This is a genomic window from Sphingopyxis italica, from assembly GCF_011926545.1.
Lineage (GTDB): Bacteria > Pseudomonadota > Alphaproteobacteria > Sphingomonadales > Sphingomonadaceae > Sphingopyxis > Sphingopyxis italica.
Genome location: NZ_JAATIT010000001.1, coordinates 655,471 through 670,590 on the forward strand (window position 1 = coordinate 655,471; position 15,120 = coordinate 670,590).

General features: G+C 67.0%; 13 protein-coding genes. 2 read left to right on the top strand and 11 right to left on the bottom strand.

The window, feature by feature from the left end; genetic code table 11:
• Positions 1-50: 50 nt before the first annotated feature.
• The 7 genes from GGR90_RS02775 to GGR90_RS02805 form a co-directional block, all read right to left on the bottom strand.
• On the bottom strand, positions 51-539 hold the full coding sequence (locus tag GGR90_RS02775; RefSeq protein WP_167919267.1) for a hypothetical protein: 489 nt from the start codon (positions 537-539) through the stop codon (positions 51-53).
• An 82-nt stretch (positions 540-621) separates the two neighbouring features.
• On the bottom strand, positions 622-999 hold the full coding sequence (locus tag GGR90_RS02780; protein ID WP_342449881.1) for a reverse transcriptase-like protein: 378 nt from the start codon (positions 997-999) through the stop codon (positions 622-624).
• 17 nt (positions 1,000-1,016) lie between these two features.
• Positions 1,017-3,113: a TonB-dependent receptor plug domain-containing protein gene (locus GGR90_RS02785; protein WP_167919269.1), complete on the bottom strand. Its 2,097-nt coding sequence runs from the start codon at positions 3,111-3,113 to the stop codon at positions 1,017-1,019.
• Positions 3,110-3,856, bottom strand: a complete 747-nt coding sequence (locus GGR90_RS02790; protein WP_167919271.1) for a hypothetical protein — start codon at positions 3,854-3,856, stop codon at positions 3,110-3,112. The genes GGR90_RS02785 and GGR90_RS02790 overlap by 4 nt, the downstream gene beginning before the upstream one ends.
• 384 nt (positions 3,857-4,240) lie before the next feature.
• Positions 4,241-5,974: a M56 family metallopeptidase gene (locus tag GGR90_RS02795; RefSeq protein WP_167919273.1), complete on the bottom strand. Its 1,734-nt coding sequence runs from the start codon at positions 5,972-5,974 to the stop codon at positions 4,241-4,243.
• A complete protein-coding gene (locus GGR90_RS02800) occupies positions 5,974-6,348 on the bottom strand; it encodes a BlaI/MecI/CopY family transcriptional regulator (RefSeq protein WP_167919275.1) in 375 nt (124 codons plus the stop codon). The genes GGR90_RS02795 and GGR90_RS02800 overlap by 1 nt, the downstream gene beginning before the upstream one ends.
• 177 nt (positions 6,349-6,525) lie before the next feature.
• On the bottom strand, positions 6,526-7,254 hold the full coding sequence (locus tag GGR90_RS02805) for a Bax inhibitor-1/YccA family protein (protein ID WP_167919277.1): 729 nt from the start codon (positions 7,252-7,254) through the stop codon (positions 6,526-6,528).
• Positions 7,255-7,418: 164 nt separating this feature from the next.
• Here GGR90_RS02805 and thpR point away from each other — a divergent pair, with 164 nt between their 5' ends.
• Complete coding sequence (thpR, locus tag GGR90_RS02810; RefSeq protein WP_167919279.1) at positions 7,419-8,033, top strand: RNA 2',3'-cyclic phosphodiesterase; 615 nt, start codon at positions 7,419-7,421, stop codon at positions 8,031-8,033.
• On the opposite strand, the gene GGR90_RS02815 is transcribed toward thpR, so the two are convergent.
• Positions 7,943-8,431: a low molecular weight protein-tyrosine-phosphatase gene (locus GGR90_RS02815; RefSeq protein ID WP_167919281.1), complete on the bottom strand. Its 489-nt coding sequence runs from the start codon at positions 8,429-8,431 to the stop codon at positions 7,943-7,945. The genes thpR and GGR90_RS02815 overlap by 91 nt on opposite strands.
• 106 nt (positions 8,432-8,537) lie before the next feature.
• Here GGR90_RS02815 and GGR90_RS02820 point away from each other — a divergent pair, with 106 nt between their 5' ends.
• The gene (locus GGR90_RS02820) at positions 8,538-10,136 is read left to right on the top strand and encodes an MFS transporter (RefSeq protein WP_167919283.1); all 1,599 of its coding nucleotides are present in this window, start codon (positions 8,538-8,540) and stop codon (positions 10,134-10,136) included.
• A 22-nt stretch (positions 10,137-10,158) separates the two neighbouring features.
• Here GGR90_RS02820 and GGR90_RS02825 read toward each other — a convergent pair whose 3' ends face one another.
• From GGR90_RS02825 to GGR90_RS02835, 3 genes are all read right to left on the bottom strand, one after another.
• Entirely contained in the window at positions 10,159-10,731 is a 573-nt protein-coding gene (locus tag GGR90_RS02825; protein ID WP_167919285.1) for a superoxide dismutase family protein, read from the bottom strand.
• A 287-nt stretch (positions 10,732-11,018) separates the two neighbouring features.
• Positions 11,019-13,913 carry a M16 family metallopeptidase gene (locus GGR90_RS02830; protein WP_167919287.1) on the bottom strand — a complete coding sequence of 965 codons (2,895 nt, stop codon included), beginning with the start codon at positions 13,911-13,913 and terminating at the stop codon, positions 11,019-11,021.
• Positions 13,914-13,956: 43 nt separating this feature from the next.
• Positions 13,957-15,102, bottom strand: coding sequence for a GGDEF domain-containing protein (locus GGR90_RS02835; protein ID WP_245198378.1), 1,146 nt, complete (start codon positions 15,100-15,102; stop codon positions 13,957-13,959).
• Positions 15,103-15,120 lie beyond the last annotated feature (18 nt).

Consider the following 15,120-nt stretch of genomic DNA (forward strand, 5'->3'; position numbering starts at 1 on the left):
CCCCAATACTGGCAGAACGGTTGTTTCTCAGGCTCGACCGATCAATCGGTTCAAAATTCGGGACCAGCCGAACCCGGAACAAGGAACTTCAGCCCCTGTAGCCGGACAATGCTGTCGTCCACACAGACCGGCGCCGCGATCAACCGCATCCATCGCCGGGGCGCCTGCGCCGGCTTGATTTCGACGTCGAGCGTGAAACCACGCCTGTGCTTGATCGCATAGGCTCGCAATTTCTCCATCGCCGCGCGCGATCCTTCGCAATAGAAGGCCACGCTCTCATCACGTGTCACCGCCGCTCCGCGCGGGATACCGAAAATATCATAAACCGCGTCCGACCAGCTCAGCCGGTTGTTGTCGGTCAGGTCGCATTCCCATTGGCCGATCGGGACGCGCCCCGGCGCCAGCCGCGCCGCGACATCGACGACGTCGGGGATCGGGTCGAGCGTTTCGCACCGATGCAGCTGCCCCAGCTCGAAGAAACGGGCGCGCTCGTACAGCGGCCAGCTGTGATGGACGGGCAAGGGATGGGTCGGCTTCAACGCGCTGGTCTTTCGTTGGCTCGGCCAAGGATAGGCGGTCAGCACTTAGCAACTTGTGAGGCCGTTTAACAGCCCTTCGGCGCTATCGCCCGCGCGCCAGCGCGATCCCCGCCAGATTCTGCGTCCGCTTGATATGGCGCACGGCGGGCGCCGGCCCGCCCTCGGCGAGCGCGCGAAAATGGGCGAGATGCTCCGCCGCCCCGCCGCGGGCGCGCACCGCGCCGTTCGCCTGCGCCACCACCGCCGCCGCGTCGCCGAGCAGGATGAAATTCGCCAGCTCCAGATCGCGCGCCAGCCGCAGCGCCGCGATCAGCGCGAGCCACTCGGCGTCCTGGCTGCTGCCGATTCCCGCATCGCGCACGACGACGGCCGCCCCGCCGGTGACGACGGCGGTTTCCATCTTTCCCGGGTTGGGCCGGCACCCGCCGTCGAAATAGATTTTGATGCGGCGCGTCGTCACCGGACCGTCCTATCTCTTTAGAATGTCCCGCGCACCGAAAAGGCGAAGATCGGCCCGATCAGCCGGTCGCGCTGTTCGATGAAGGAAACCGGGCTGTCGCCGCGCACGCCGGTATAGACGATACGGTCGCGCTTCGACCGCGCGTTGACGATGTTCGAAATCTGGGCGCGGACGGTGAGGCCGAACACATCCTTGTTCTCGACGAACAGCGACGCCCAAACCGGCCCTTCCCAGACCTTGTCGGTCTGGTTGCGGCGATAATTGGGCTGATAATGCGAATATTCGAGGTCGCCGCCCCACGCCCAGTCGCTCGCGGGAATGTCGTGGCGCAGGCCCAGTTCGACGACGGTGTCGGTGAAACCGCTCCACTGCCGCTTTTCACCGGTAAAGGGATCGCGCAGCGAGCTTTTCTGCAGCAGCACGCGTGTATTGAGCCGCACCCCCTTCAGCCCCGCGGGATCGAGGTTGATGGTCGAGGTCCAGTCGATCGCGCCGGCCTTGGCCTTCGCGATATTGCCGACCGCTTCGCCGGTTTCGCCGATCGGGATCACGTCGACACGGTCCTCGACATCGCGGTAGATGAAGATCAGCTTCGTCGACCCCCAAGGGCCGAGCTTCTTGTTTATCTCGCCCTCAAAGGTCCAGTCCTGCTGCGGACGCAGGTCGTTATTACTCGCATTCTGATTGCCGTCGTTGAGGAAGGCGCGCGCGAGAAAGTCGTAGAAGGAGAGCTGCAGAACCCGCCGCCGCAGCTTCACCGACACGTCGAAATCGGCCGACGGCGCCCAGGCGAGCGAAATCGACCCTTTGGGCCGGAAGAAGCTGCGCGTGAGGCCGTTCATCCCCGTCTGGGTGATCGTCGAATGTTCGGCGCCCGCGATGATCTGGAAATTGAGCTTGCCGGTCAGCTTGCGGCCGAAGCTCAGCAATCCTTCATAGCGGTCCTCGCTCACTCCGCCGGTGCCGCCCTCGAACGGAATATCGACGAAATCGCCGGAGGGATCGAGCACCGCGAGCGATGCCACATTGTCGAGCGTGTTGAACGCCGCCTCGCCCGACAGCTGCCAGTCGCCGCCGAACATCTTCCACTGATATTCGCCGCGCCCGATCGTCTCGCCGAGGTCGCCCGTCTGCGCAAAGCGATCGCCGATGGCGACGCCGCCGTCGGGGGTGGACACGATTTCCTGCGAATAGGGTTCGTGGCTGAAACGCCGAAGCCCGATCAGCTTCAGTTTCCCCGGCCCGAACCCGAACTGATAATCGCCGCCGATCTCGTAATTCCAGCTGTCGGCATTTTCGCGCACGGTCCGGAGACTGTCGGGCAGCCCCGGCGCGGTGCGCAGGCCATCCTCATAATAGCGATCATATTTGCGCTGATAATGGCCACCGAGATTGGCGACCGTGTCGCCCGCCGGATCCCATGTGATGCGCCCCGACAGCTTTGGCGTGTCATAATGGGTGTGCCAGATATCCTTGCGCCGCTCGATGATATTGCCCGCACCGTCATAGATCAAAGTCGGGCCCCCGGCGCCGCTGCGCGCCGAATCGTCGTTATTGAGCGAGGCCTCATATTCGATCTCGCCCGACCGCCCGCGCACCGACACGTCGGCGCGGGTGAACAGCGGGTCGGTGTAATGCGCGCGGAACTGCGGCTTCCACGAAAACTGCCCCGAAATGCCGTCGGCGCGATAGACGATATTGGCGACCTGCCCCGACAATCCCGGGATGTCGAGCGTCGCGCCGTCGACGATCTCGATCCGCTCGACATTGCCGCCGGGGATGCGCGACAGCTGCGTGTACATATCGTCGGCCTTGTTCGACGGCCGCTCGCCGTTGAACAGCACATTGCCCGTGGCCTGCCCCAGCCCGCGCAGTTCTTCGCTGTCGCGAATCTGGAACCCCGGCACCTGGATCAGCATGTCATAGGCGTTGACCGGCGCGTAGCGCGCGAAATCGCCGGGGGTATAGAGCTGCCGTGCCGCGGTCGTCGCGGTGGGCGCGATCTCGGTCGCGGCGGGCGGCGGCGTATCGCCGCTCGGCGCCGCCGTTTCCTGCGCCAGCGCCGGAAAGGAAAGCGCGGCGGTGATCGCCGCGAGACTGGTCCATCGATTCACTTGGTTTTTCCCCCCGCCGCGCGGTTCATCGCCCGCGCATATTCGCCTGTTACGCCCATCGCCTTCATGCCGACGACCTCGTCGGCGCTCAATTTCCGGTACCCCGCCGCGGCGAGCCCGCGCACATAGGCGCCATCGACGCCGAGCGCCTTGCACGCGATCGCATCGTCGACGTCGGTGAGCACCAGCGCCTCGGACTTCAGATCGCGCACATATTCGGGCCGCACATCGAGCGCGGCGGCGGCGATCAGGTCGTTGGCGTCCCTTGGCCGCACGCCTTCGCGCGCCAGTCCGTCGGCGAGTTCGATCGACGCGTCGACGAGCAGCATCGCGAGCAGCGACGAACGCTGATCGGGTGCGAGGCCGCGCTCGCTCAATTCGCGCTCGAACCCCGGATCGGAGGTGAAGCGGCACACACCCTTCCCATCGAAGGCGCCGGTCAGCGTCCCGCTGCACGCCAGCGTCCCCGCATCATGCGTCACGGTAAAGCTCACCGCGCCCGGCGCCCGGCGCCCCAGCGCCGCCTCGGCCCCAGCGAAATAAGGGCGCGACCCGTCGAAGCTCTGGTCGCTGCTCGACTTGCGGTGCTGGATGCGGATGCGCGGGGCGCTCTTCTTGCCGCCCGCCGGCTCGGCGATCCAGCGCACGTCGGTCAGCACCAGCGGATCGGCGGCGGCGGTCGGCGCCGAACAGGCGAGGATCGACAGCAGCGCGGCGCTGCCAGCTAGACCCTGTTTCAGCAAGATTGAAACGCGAGACGGAGCCGATTTTGCCGCGAGGCGAGGCGCGAGGAGGGAGCGATGGTTTTCCATCGTGACCGATGAGCAACGACGTCCTCGCGGCAAAATCGGCCCGCCGCCACAGGCGGTCGTCCAGCGAGCCGCGCCGGGCGCGTCGCGTTGCTGGCACGGGCCGCCGGCCCGCGCTGCACAACACTCCTCCCCAGCACAGCTCGCTGGACGATCTCGCCGCTTCAATCTTGCTGAAACAGGGTCTAGATACAGGGCTTTCATTTGGTGCACTCCTCCCTCCGTGCGCCAGGCGAGCGTCATCGCTCGCCGCCGCAGCGGCGTTTTTCAAACAAGGCTTCGATCAATCGTCGGTGCGCTCGGATGAACGTCCGGGCGTCAGTCGTCGGGGGTGGTCGGCGGCGCCGGGGGTTCAGGGGTCGCGGGGAATTCGATCCGCGCGGTGCGGCCGTCGGCACGGCGCGCCTCGATCACTCCGCGTTCCATGTCGACGACGGCGACATCGCCGCCACGCACGGTCCCCGTGACCGGCCGCGGTGGCGCGGCCCGGCGAGGCTTCGCCGCAGGCCGGAACGCGCCGATCGCGCGCAGTTCGATCGCGTCGTCGGCGTCGCGCATCTTCACGCCCGACCGCTGCATCTCGGTGACGAAATCGCAATCGACCCCCATCGCCTTCAACGCGATCAGGTCGTCGACCCCCACGGAGGGGAAATGCGAGCGCATGTCGCGGGCAAAGGCCGCATCGACGCCGACGTGGCGCGCACCGACCAGATCGCCGAAATCGGCGCCGGGAATGATGCCGCGCATCTGCCGGATATAGGCGGGGTCGATCCCGCTCGCCTTGGCCGAGATGATGTCGTCGGCGTCCATCGACCCGCCATTCTCGCGCAGCTTCTCGACATATTCGGGGGTCACGCCGACCGCGCGCATGCCCACGAGTTGTTCGGCGGTGAGCGGTTTTGCCGTCGCCGTTTCGACCGCCCTATCGGCGCCTTTCGCGGCTGCCGCCGAGGTCGATGATGTCGTGATCGTTTCCGCAGCTGCCGAGGCGACGACGGGGTGGACGCCCGCCTTCGCCTCGGGACGCACCGTCGCCGAAAAGGCGGCGAGCGGCGCGGTGACACCCGCCAGCAACACCAGGCTCATCAGCATCCAGCTCGCGCTCGCCGGGCCGCGCCGCAGGCTGCCGTCGAGCACGCGGGTGATCCGGCGCTTCAGGCTGTCCTTGCCCGGCGCGACGCCATGCGCGGCGAGCAGCGCCCCCCGATTGTCGTGGCGCGCCGCGCCGACCAGCAGCGTCGCATAGTCGGGGCCGTCGATGTCGGCCATCAGCACCGCGTCGTCGGCGGCTTCCTCGCGCAATTGGTGGCTTTCGCGCGCCAGCACCCACACCAAAGGGTTGAACCAGAAGACCGCGCAGGCGACGCGCGCGCCGAGCAGCTTCGCCCAGTCGAGCCGCGCGACATGTGCCAGTTCGTGCGCGATGATCGCCTCGGCCTCACCCGAAGCGGCGACGGCTTTCGGGCTCAGGACGATCGTCGGGCGCAGCACGCCCCAGCTGATCGGCGAGCGCAGTTCCTTGCTGACCAAGAGCGCGGTGCCATGCTTGAACCCCATGCGCCGCTGCGCTTCGGCCAGCGCCGAGAGCCACGACCCTTCGACCAGGATTTCGGCGCGCCCGCGCATCGCGAACAGCCGCACCACCGCCAGCGCCATCACTCCGCACAGCAGGACGAGCGGGACAAGATAGAGAAAGGGGGCAAGGCCGCTCCAGTCGACGATGATCGGCGTCGATCCGGCCCCATCCCCGGTGAAGGGAAGGTCCACCACGGCAGGGACTGAAGCCGTGGCGGCGGCCGGATCGATCGCCGATCCCCCGGTTGCCTGTATTTCGAGAGCGGACGCCGCGAACCAGCTCGCGGGGAACGGCGCCCATTGCGGCAGCAACAGGATCGCGGCGGGCAGCGCGAGCAGCGCCGCGAGCCCCGCATGTGCGATCATCGACCGCTCGCCCGCCGAACGCGTCCGCGCGAGGCGGAGCAGCCCCAGCGTCAACGCCGCGACGACGAGCGATTTCCAGGCGAGGCCCAGCAACATGGCGGTGGTCAGCATCACCCTCTCCCTTCGCGTGCCTGGGCGATCATCTTTTCAAGCTCGTCGAGTTCGTCGCCCGTCATTTCGTCCTGCATGCCGAGCAGCGCGGCAGCGGCGCTCGTTGCCGATCCGTTGAAGAAGACCCGCACGACCTGGCTCAGCGCCGACTTGCGCGCGGTCTTGTCCGACACGCTCGGCGCATAGACGAAGCCGCGTTCGGACGCTTCGCGCACGACGAAGCCCTTGGTCTCGAGCCGCTTCAGCATCGCGCGGATCGCCGATCCCGACAGCGGATCAACCAGCGCCTCGCCGATCTCGGTGACCGTGGACGCGCCGCGCTCGTAAAGGATGTCGACGATTTCGCGTTCGCGTGGGGGCAGGCTGGACAGCATTCGAATCACCTCATGCGCTACATTTGTAGCGTGCTACATTTGTAGCGCATGATTGGCAAGGGGTTTTATTCGAATAATACACGCACGTTCGTCGAACGACGGTTCGGGGCGCCCAAAAAGAAAGAGCCCGGCGAATCGCTTCGCCGGGCTCCTGTATGTCGTTCGTGTCCGGTCCGCTTATTCGCGGCTGCCCATCAGGTTGAGCAGGAAGGTGAACATGTTGACGAAGTCGAGATAGAGCGTCAGCGCGCCCATGATCACCGACTTGCCGACAAAGTCGGTCCCGCGGACATAGAAATACATGCTCTTGATCTTCTGCGTGTCATAGGCGGTGAGGCCCGCGAAGAGCAGCACGCCGATGACGCTGATCGCCAGGCTGAGCGCGCTCGACTGCACGAACATATTGATCACCATCGCGACCAGGATGCCGACGACGCCCATGATCAGGAAGGTGCCGAAGCCCGACAGATCCTTCTTGGTCGTATAGCCATAGAGGCTGAGGCCGAGAAAGGCCGCCGCGGTCGCGAAGAAGGTCGTGGCGATCGACGAGGCGGTAAAGGCCAGGAAGATCGTCGACATCGACAGGCCCATCACCGCGGCATAGACCCAGAACAGCGCCTGTGCGGCGCCGGTCGAGAGCTTGTTGATGCCGAAGCTGAGCACCAGCACGAAGGCCAGCGGCGCGAGCATCACCACCCACATCAGCGGGCTGCCGATCAGCGAAGCGGTAAAGCCGCTGTTGAAGGCCAGCATCGCGACGATGCCGGTCAGCAGCACGCCCGAGCCCATATAATTGTAAACCGACAACATGTACGACCGCAGGCCGGCATCGACGGCCTGGTCCATTGCGTTCGCGCCGGCCCCGAAACCGGAAGCCGCCATATTGGGGTCGTTCCAATTCGCCATTGTTCATCTCCATAACCGGCCAGCCCATACCGGCCGTATCGATAATATCGGGGGTTTCCCCGCGCGTTTCAAGCGAAACCGGACATCGGCAACATAACAGCAACAATTCTCTCGCGCGCTATTTGGGGTCGCGGTCCGAAACATCGCCGCTTATGCTGTCAGGCATGTCCACGCACCGCCTGTTCGTCGCGCTGCGCCCGCCGCGCCCGGTCCGCGACATCCTGCTCGCGGCGATGCACGGCATTTCGGGCGCGCGCTGGCAAAGCGACGAGCAATTGCACCTGACGCTGCGCTTCATCGGCGAGGTCGATCATCATCAGGCGGAGGATATCGCGGCGGCGCTTGGCGCGCTCCACGCCCCGGGGATTGCCGCGCGGATCGGCGGCGTGGATGTGTTCGAGCGGCAGGGCCGGGCGCATATGGCCTGGGCCGGCGTCGAGCCGCACAACCACCTCGCGGCGCTCCATCGCAAGGTCGACCAGTTGCTCGCCCGCGTCGACGTCGCGCCCGAAACGCGCGCCTTTGTGCCGCATATCACGCTCGCGCGGCTGAACCGCGGATCGGGTCCGGTCGCGCCCTTCCTTGCGCTCAACAGCGACCTTTCCAGCCCCCCGTTCGAATTCGGCCACGTCACGCTCTACGAAAGCGAGATGGGCCATGGCGGGTCGCGCTATCATCCGGTGGGGCGCTACCCCTTGGGCGAAAATTCGGCGACGAGCGCCGACGCGACCGCATCGACGTCCTCCCATGTCGATGCGAAGCCGTCGTCCTTGCCATAATAGGGGTCGGTGACGCCCTTCCCGCCGCGTCCGGGGATAAGGTCGAGCATCAAGCGGAGATCGGCGGTCGCATCGGCCGGGCGGATCGCCAGCGCGTCGCGCAGGTTGGTTTCGTCGGCGGCGAGGATCAGGTTGAAGCGATAGAAGTCGTCCACCGACAATTGGCGTGCGCGCAACTCCGATATGTCGATGCCGCGCCGCCGCGCTTCGGCTTGTGCCCGCTTATCCGGTGCGTGCCCGACATGCCAGTCGCCGGTGCCCGCCGAATCGAGCGTGACGTCGACGCCGGCGCGGGCGAAAGCGGCGCGCGCCGCGCCTTCGGCGAGCGGCGAGCGGCAGATATTGCCGAGGCAGAGGAAGAGGATCGCGGGTTTCGCAATTTCACCATCTTCACGCATATTCGATTTGCCTCCGTGTAAAGTTGAACCGACTTTCAACTTGCGCCCGCGTCCGGCTCTGCTAGCCATGGGCCGCAACGATAAGGAATGAGGGAGAGGGTTGCCAATGGCCGAAGACGACACGAGCGGTGCGCCCGCCGCCGCCGAGCCGAAAGCCACCGGTTACAGCTGGTACGTCCTGTCGGTGCTCGTCGTCGTCTATATCCTCAACTTCATCGACCGCCAGATCATCAGCATCCTCGCGGTCGATATCAAGGCCGATCTCGGCCTTTCCGACGGCGACATGGGTTTTCTCGGCGGCGCCGCCTTCGCGGTCTTCTATGCGCTGTTCGGCATCCCGCTCGGCCGGCTCGCCGACAATTGGAACCGCGTCAAGCTGCTGTCGATCGGGCTGACTTTGTGGTCGGCGATGACGGCCTTTTCGGGCCTCGCCCATAACCAGCTCACTCTGACCTTCGCGCGCATGGGCGTCGGGGTCGGTGAAGCCACCGCGAGCCCCACCGCCTATTCGCTGATCTCCGACTATTTCCCGAAGCGGCAGAAAGCGACCGCGCTCGCCATCTATTCGTCGGGGCTCTATCTCGGCGGCGGCGTATCGCTGTTCATCGGCGCGCTGATCGTCGAGGCATGGAACAACGCCTATCCCGCCGGCGGCCCGATCGGCCTCGTCGGCTGGCAGGCGGCCTTCCTCGCGGTCGGCATCCCCGGCCTGATGCTCGCGCTGTGGGTCGCAAGCCTCCGCGAGCCCGTGCGCGGCGCGATGGACGGGACCCCGAGCCCGAGTTCGCCCGCGCCGTTCCGCGAATTCGGCAAGGATCTGTCGATGATCGTGCCGCCGCTGACGCTTTATGGCGCGTGGCAGCGCGGCCCGGCGGCGCTGGCGATCAACCTCGGCTTCGCCGCCGCGATCGCCGCCTTCGCCTGGTGGATGATCGAACTGACCGGCAATTTCCCGCAATGGTCGGCGGTCGCACTCGGCTATTATGCGGTCTTTTCCTGGGCCTGTACGCTGCGCGCGCACGATCCCGCGACCTTCCGGCTGATCTGGGGCACACCCGCCTTTCTCTGCACGACACTGGGCTATGGCCTCGTCGCCCTCGCGGCCTATGCCCTCGCCTTCTGGTCGGCCCCCTATGCCGAGATCGTGCTCGGGCTGCCCAAGCAGGAGCTCGCCTTCATCCTCGGCGCCAACGGCGCGCTCGCCGGCTTTGTCGGGGTGATCATCGGCGGCCGCATCGCCGACGCGCTGCGCGCGCGGAACCCGGCGGGGCGCATCCTGATGATCCTGTTCGGCGTGATCGCGCCGATCGTCCCGATCTGGATCGGCTATACGACCGCGAACGGCACGATCTTCTATGTCATGAATTTCCTCGCCGGCATGTTCGGCGCGACGGCGCTCGGCGCGGCCGCGGCGACGACGCAGGATCTGGTGCTGCCGCGGATGCGCGGGACGGCGACCGCCGCCTTCTTCCTCGGCACCACGCTCGTCGGCCTGTCGTTCGGGCCCTATATGGTCGGGCAGATTTCGGACATGGCGGGCACGATCGTCGACGGCAAGCCGGTCGGCGATCTGCGCACGGGCATTTTGGCGCTGATCGGCGTCGCGCCGGTCGCGGTCGCGTTGCTCCTTTATGCCTATCGTGCGGTGCCGGAGGCCGAAGCGACAATCGTCGAGCGGGCAGCGGCGGCGAGCGCGCCAGCCTAGGGCCGGCGCGCGGGCGGCGGCGTTACTCGCCGTCGCCGCGGACGATCACGCCGCAAGCGACGCGGCCGCCGCTGTTGCCGCTGGGGTCGCTCTTGTAATCGTCGGGCCCGGCATGGATGACGAAAGCGGCGCCATCGGCGTCGAGCAGCCCGCCGTCGCCTTCGAAGCGCGATCCGACGAGGCGCAGGGTCGCGCGGCCGATCTGGTCGGTTTCGACCACGAGGTTGGGCAGGTCGCCATGGTGCGCGCCCATCGGATTTTCGCGGCCGTGCTGCGCGCCGGTCGGGTTCCAGTGCGGACCCGCGCTCGCGAAGTCGGGCGGCGTGCATTGGCCGACGCTATGGACGTGCATGCCATAGGTGCCGGGGCCGAAGCCGCGCGCGACGAGTTCGATACGCAGGCCCGATCCGTCGCGATAGATGTCGGCGCGGCCGCGATCGGCGCCCTTCGAATCGGTAAGCGGGGCATAGGCGTCGGCCGGCGGCAGCGTGCTCGTCGATTTCCCGCCCATGCTTGCGCAACCGGCGAGCGCCAGTGCCCCCGCGAGGACGAGGCCCCCGGCGATGAAATGCTTATGGTGCGAACGCGTCGTCATCTTGCTGCTCCCTGTCTTGACCATCGGAATCGGAACGCCACGTCGGCGCATTTCGATCCGTCCCGCCGACGATGCCCGTATTTGCCGCCGGTTCCAAGGGCATAGTCGGATTTTTGGGGCAAGGCATGCTCGTGGCGGTTTCCGGATATGGGGCCGTCCCGGCTGGAACGGCCGAAAGGGGTGGAGAGCGGACGTCGACCAATCCCCTCCTCTTCAGAGGAGGGGCTGGCGCTGGCTTTCCAACGGCAACTCCCGGCGGGAAACCGCCCTCCGCCCCGAACGGCGCGCTATTTCTCCGCCTTGTCGCTCACCGCCTTGATCACCAGCGCCTTGTCGTCGACGAGGTAGCGGCGTGCGAGCGTCTGCAGCTCGGCGGGCGTCGCGGCCTCGACCTCGGTTATCCCGTTGCGGCTGCGGTCGAGACGGTCGGCATGGGTGGCCGCCTCCGCGACATAGTTCAGCCAATAGCTGTTCTCGCGCCGCGCCTTCACCATCGCCTCGACCAGCGGCCGCCGCGCGCGGCCCAGCAGGTCGGCGTCGACGGGCTTGTCGCGCAGGTCCTTTGCAATGGCGAAGATCGCCGCGCGCGTCGTCGCGAGATCCTTGTAGTCGACATTGCTCGCGGCGAAGAGATGGCCATAGCCCGGAAATTCGTCGGACAGGCTCGCCGCGGCGCGGGGGCTGTAGCTTTCGCCGAGCCGCTCGCGCAGTTCCTCGGTCAGCATCAGCTGCATCACGCGCGTTAGCAGATTGAGCTGCATCGCTTCGGCGAGGTCGCTGTCGTCGCGCGCCGACCAATAGACGCGCAGCTCCGCCTGTTCGGCCGGGCCCTTGTGGATCAGCGTGCGGTCGCTGCGGTCGGCCTGATATTGGCGCACGCGCGCGTCGGTGCGCGGGTCGAAGGCGGCGCGGCGTTCGGGCAAGGCGCCGAAGGTCGCCGCGATCGCGGCGATCGCCGACTGCTCGCCGATGTCGCCGACGACGCCGATCTCGATCGCGCCATGCGCGAAGCTGTCGCCGATCGCGGATTCGAGCTGGTCCCAGTCGAGCGCCATCACGCTCTCCAACGGCGGGGTCTGCGAGCGCGGGTCGTCGTTCGCGAGAATGCCCCCGGCATCGCGGCCGAGCACCGCCGCCGGAGTCGCGTCGTTCGCGGCATATCGCTGCGGCAGCACGCGGCGGATGAGCGCGAGCCCGTCGGCGCGGTAGCCCGGATGCGTGAGATGGGCCGCCATCAGCTTCGCCTGCAGCGCGAAATCCTCGGGCGAGGTCACCGCGCTGCCGCCGAAGCTGTCGGTGGCGTTGCCGAAGACCGGGCTGATCGTCTTGCCCGCGAGGATCGAGCGCAGCTCGTCATAGCTGTGCGCCTCCAGCCCGCCGAGCATCAGCGAACCCGCGAGCGCCACCCGGGTCGGATCATCGCGCGTCGCGAGCAGACTGCCGCCGTCGACGCGCAGCGACAGCATGACCTTGTCCTTCTGGAAATCGGTCGTCTTGATGTTGAGCATCACATTGTTGGCGAAGCGGATGCGGCGGATGCCGAGATCCTCGACGCGTTCGTCGCTGACGATTTTTCCGGGCGTGCCGAAATCGTCATAGGCGAAGGCCGCATTCGCCGCCTCGGTCGGCGGCGCGACCGCGATTTTCGTCGAGGCTTGAAGATCGGCGAGGATCGCGGCCGGCCCGCCCTCAACCGGCACCTTCGTCGTTACGCGCGCGAGCGGCGGGCTCATCCCCTCCATGCGCACCCGAAAGGCGGCGGTGACCGCGGCGGCGTCGAGCGCCGGCGCCGCCGCCTCGAACAGCGCCCGCGAGGTTTCGGGGCGCGTGAAGACGAAATCGCCCTCGGCCGCCGTGACCAGCGCGTCGGCGAGCGTCTCGCTGCGCCGCGTCGTCACGCCCGCGACGGCATTGCGAAAGGCGGTGCGGCGGATCGCGAGTTGCTCGTCGACCTCGGCCTGGGTGAAGCCATGTTCGATCGCGCGGCGCTGTTCCTGCTCGACGAGCGCGAGCGCCTCTTTCCAAGCGCCTTCCCTGGCGACCGCGCCGACGGTGACCTGGTCGAATATCTTCCAGCCCGACGCATCGCTGAAATAGCCGGTGAGGATCGGCGAATCCTCGGTGAGCGCGATCTTGGCGAGCCGGCGGCTGACGATCGCCTCGCCGACATCCTCGGCGAGCTTGTGCGCGCGTTTGGCTTTGGTGTCGGGCTCCAGGGTCCACGGCTTGAACCGCGCGATCGTCACCGAATCCTGGATCGCGGGGTCGACGAAATCGTCGGCGGCCGCCGCACGGTCATAATCGACATCGCCGATGTCGGGATCGGCGCCCGCCGCACCACGCCCCTGCCAGTCCGAAAAGCGCGCCTTGATCTTCGCCTCGACCGCCACCGGATCGAAATCGCCGACCATCACCAACGTCGCGCGCTCGGGACGGTAATAGCGGTCGTAGAGGTCGCGGATGCGCGCGGCGGGCGCGGTGCGGATCACCTCTTCGGTCCCGACGGGGATGCGGCTTGCCACGGTCATCCCCCGCATCTGAAAATCGAGCTGGTCGATCAGGCTGCGCAGCTGATAGGTGTCGCGCGCGCGGCGTTCGGAGAGGATGATGCCGCGCTCGCGGTCGACCGCGGCGGGATCGATCGCCAGCTCGCTCGCGGTCTCGCGCATCAGCATCAGCCCGGTGTCGATCAGGTCGTCCGTGGCGTTCGGCAGGTCGAGCTTGTAGACCGTCTCGTCGAACCCGGTCGAGGCGTTGGTGTCGGCGCCGAAGGCGAGCCCCTTGCGTTCGAGCAGCTTGATCATCTCACCCTCGGGCACATTGGTCGATCCGTTGAACGCCATATGTTCGAGGAAATGGGCGAGACCGCGCTGGTCGTCGGCCTCGGCGAAGCTGCCGACGTCGAAACGCATGCGCAGCACGACGCTGTCCTTGGGCGTGCTGTTCTTGAGCAGCGCATATTTCATCCCGTTCGGGAGCACGCCGAAGACGATGTTGGGGTCGACCGGAATGTCGCTGGCGGCGAAATTCCATGCCTTTGCCGCTGCGTCCTGCGGATTGACCGTCGCGGGCGTCGCCGCCTTCGCGGGCGTTTCCCTGGCATGGACCGGGGCGGTGCTGGCGATGAGAAGGACGAGGGGCGACAGCGCGGTTGCGGCGCGCCGGACGAGGTTTTTGGTCATGGCCCTCGATGTGGCGACCGCCCCGCGAGCGGTCAAGCCGTCGTCATGCAACCCGGCCAACGCTTTCGACAGACGACGGCAGGGGGCGATTGGCGGCCTTTGCGGCATAGAGCGCGCGGTCGGCGACTTCGAGCAATTGGCGGGCGCTGTCGCCATGTTCGGGCCAATAGGCGGTGCCGACCCCCGCGCCGACGCCGATCGAGCGCCCTTCGATGCGATAGGGCGCGGCGAGCGCGGCGAGGATATGGTCGGCGAGCGCGGTGCCCAGCAGCGGCGAGCCGGCGGGCACGAGGATGGCGAATTCGTCGCCGCCCTGGCGCGCGACGATGGCGTGATGGCCGCAGGCGCGGCGCAGCCGATCGGCGAGTTCGCAGAGGACGCCGTCGCCGATCGCGTGGCCGTGCCGGTCGTTGATCGGCTTGAACCCGTTGAGGTCGAGCAGCGCGATCGCGAAGCGGCCGGCGCCGTCGGCCTTGGCGATCTCCTCGTCGAGCCTGAGGTCGAATTCGCGGCGGTTGGCGAGGCCGGTGAGCGGGTCGGTGTGCGCGAGTTCGCGCATCTGGCGCTGCAGTTCGAGCAGGTCGATCACCTGCCCGTGCTGCTGGACGACCATGCGCAGCAGGAACAGGGTCGCGATGACGAGGCTGGTCCCCGCCGCGATTTCGGGCGGATTGCCCGAGGTCAGCATCAGCGCCGAGACCGGCGCGAGCCCGACGCCGAGGTTGAGGAAGGTCGCGAAACGGATCGACGACAGGCAATAGGCGGTGGCGAGCGACCCCATCGCCATGATCATCGCATAATAGCTGTGCGTTTCGGGCGGTGCGGCGAGCCAGTTGGTCACCGTCCACAGGCAACACATCCCGCCGGTGATGCCCGACACCCAGCTTGCCTCGCGAATGATGCGCCGCGCGCGGCGCGGGCTCATCCGGCGGCCGCGGTTGTGGCGCAGGAACAGAAAGCCGAGCACGCCGACGATGGCGAGGATCACCGGAAAGCCGATGCGGATGAAAGGATGCACCGTCTCGACCCCGCCATAGATGGCGGTCGGCGTCGTCGCCGCGAGCATCAGGAACAGCATCGGGGTCAGCGTCTCGACCCGATCGGCGCGCAGCAAGGCGACGTCGTCCCGGATCGCGTCCGGAATCGGCGGAAAGAAGCGCGCCTGCAACCTGTGATAGACCCCCGTCATGGGGGCGGGATAGCAAGG

What these genes read in the sequence shown, in the direction of transcription:
- GGR90_RS02795 (WP_167919273.1), bottom strand. Translation starts at nt 5,974, where the DNA reads ATGCTGACCACCGCCATGTTGCTGGGCCTCGCCTGGAAATCGCTCGTC.
- GGR90_RS02800 (WP_167919275.1), bottom strand. Translation starts at nt 6,348, where the DNA reads ATGCTGTCCAGCCTGCCCCCACGCGAACGCGAAATCGTCGACATCCTT.
- GGR90_RS02805 (WP_167919277.1), bottom strand. Translation starts at nt 7,254, where the DNA reads ATGGCGAATTGGAACGACCCCAATATGGCGGCTTCCGGTTTCGGGGCC.
- thpR (WP_167919279.1), top strand. Translation starts at nt 7,419, where the DNA reads ATGTCCACGCACCGCCTGTTCGTCGCGCTGCGCCCGCCGCGCCCGGTC.
- GGR90_RS02815 (WP_167919281.1), bottom strand. Translation starts at nt 8,431, where the DNA reads ATGCGTGAAGATGGTGAAATTGCGAAACCCGCGATCCTCTTCCTCTGC.
- GGR90_RS02820 (WP_167919283.1), top strand. Translation starts at nt 8,538, where the DNA reads ATGGCCGAAGACGACACGAGCGGTGCGCCCGCCGCCGCCGAGCCGAAA.
- GGR90_RS02825 (WP_167919285.1), bottom strand. Translation starts at nt 10,731, where the DNA reads ATGACGACGCGTTCGCACCATAAGCATTTCATCGCCGGGGGCCTCGTC.
- GGR90_RS02830 (WP_167919287.1), bottom strand. Translation starts at nt 13,913, where the DNA reads ATGACCAAAAACCTCGTCCGGCGCGCCGCAACCGCGCTGTCGCCCCTC.
- GGR90_RS02835 (WP_245198378.1), bottom strand. Translation starts at nt 15,102, where the DNA reads ATGACGGGGGTCTATCACAGGTTGCAGGCGCGCTTCTTTCCGCCGATT.